This is a genomic window from Betaproteobacteria bacterium, from assembly GCA_016791345.1.
Lineage (GTDB): Bacteria > Pseudomonadota > Gammaproteobacteria > Burkholderiales > JAEUMW01 > JAEUMW01.
This window is the reverse complement of the sequence record JAEUMW010000346.1, coordinates 1-1575: the sequence shown is the minus strand read 5'-3', so window position 1 is coordinate 1575 and position 1575 is coordinate 1. Positions and strand designations below refer to the sequence as shown.

The following is a 1575-nucleotide window of genomic DNA, read 5'->3' as shown; positions in this document are numbered from 1 at the left end:
GCGGCACTCGTAGATCTGCACACCCTTCGCGGGAACGATCATCGACAGCGATTCGTTCGCCCCAGGCTGCAGCTTCTCCGGCACCTTCACGGCGGGGGAGGCTGCGCAGGCGACGATGAGTGGCGTTGCCAGTGCGGCAAGCGTGAGGTGATGAAACATGATGCCGTCCTTTGCTCGATGGTGGGGACTCGACGTTGTCCGGGCACCGTACCGCCGGTGTTTCCACCAGCGGGAGGCGACCGGTACGTTCGAGCATTATGCGCGAAGCGCCGCCCATGCACGATTTCCGACAGCAGATTCGGCGCGTGTGACTGTCGGGCCGCTCGCCCCCTGGAGGCGGTCAGGGGCCGGGCGCATTTGCCGCGCAGAACTCGTCGAACGAGAGCCGATCGTTGAGATCGTCGTCGAGTCGCTTCCAGACGGCGGTCGTCTCGGCCGACTTCCTCGCTTCGTCCCGGGTGATGTAGCCGTCATGGTTCGCGTCGAGGATGCGGAACATGGACGTGCATCTGGCAAGGGTGGAGTCTCCAATTACCATGGGATCGACGTAGGGTCGCGTCTGCGCACCGCTGTCTTCCACCGGTTGGGCGAGCGCAGCGCTCAGCGCAATCAGCAGGCCTGCGATGAGTGAAACGGTAGCAAGGGTCGGAAAGGAAATCGAACGCTTCATGACAGGTTCCTCCGTGGAAACATTGACGGACGTACCAGCCGCAGCCTCCCTGTCCCGCGGCTGCGTCAAACAAGAAGCTGCGCACCCCGCGTGCCGACAGCAAACTAGTCGTGAAGGAACAGTCGCTTACGCGGACATCGCATGCTTTGGGGATGCGTGGTCAATGCGACACAACGTCGCCGGACGGCGACGCAGCAGTGGTGTAGCCGGCGTTTCGCCGGAAGAGACGATGGCCCGCGCGGTCGCACATCGGCGACGCTGGCGAGTCACCATCGAGGGCGCCGCACTAGTGACGTGCGCGCGGCGCCGGAGGCACCGCCCTGCGATCAGGTTGCCATGTAAGCACCTGTGACGCGGGACCCGGCGGTGCTTCGACGACAGGCCGAGTTGCGAGGAGTGATCATGCTGAAGAACCGATGCGTCGATCGCGTCATGTGCGGGCTCGCAATGCTGAGCGCGATCGTGCTCTGCGGCTGTCAGGGCGCGGCGCTACAGGATACGGCAAGCCTGTTGATCCCGTCGCTTCGACGCTCCGAGGTTGTTGGCTTCGCGGCCGGACTCGGAACGACCTTCGCCGCCTTGCCCGACCTGATCAAGATGTTCAAGCGGCGTTCGAGCAAGGGTATGAACCCGACCATGGCGGGGATCATGGGCGCTTTTCAGATCTTGTGGGTTTATTACGGCCTGCTGATCGCCTCTCGCCCCATCATCGCGTGGAACGTAGTCGCCGTGGGAATCAATCTCGCGACCGTGTGAGCGTACTTTCGGTTCGCGCGCATAGAACGGAATCGATCGACCTAAAGCCGGAATCAGGCAGCCAGGTTCTGGCACTCCTTGAGACAGGTTGCACAGGCGTCCGCGCACGCCTTGCACTCTGCGTGCTTTTTCTCGTGCTTCCGGCACTC

At 63.0% G+C, this 1575-nt stretch carries 3 protein-coding genes; 1 reads left to right on the top strand and 2 read right to left on the bottom strand.

Going from position 1 to position 1575, the window contains the following annotated elements; genetic code table 11:
- A partial coding sequence (locus JNK68_13620; protein MBL8541392.1) for a hypothetical protein occupies nucleotides 1–159 on the bottom strand: 159 nt, incomplete at its 3' end.
- 181 nt (nucleotides 160–340) lie between these two features.
- On the bottom strand, nucleotides 341–670 hold the full coding sequence (locus tag JNK68_13615; GenBank protein MBL8541391.1) for an EF-hand domain-containing protein: 330 nt from the start codon (nucleotides 668–670) through the stop codon (nucleotides 341–343).
- A gap of 396 nt (nucleotides 671–1066) precedes the next feature.
- Between JNK68_13615 and JNK68_13610 the strand changes: the two genes are divergently transcribed.
- Complete coding sequence (locus JNK68_13610) at nucleotides 1067–1426, top strand: hypothetical protein (protein ID MBL8541390.1); 360 nt, start codon at nucleotides 1067–1069, stop codon at nucleotides 1424–1426.
- Nucleotides 1427–1575: the final 149 nt, after the last annotated feature.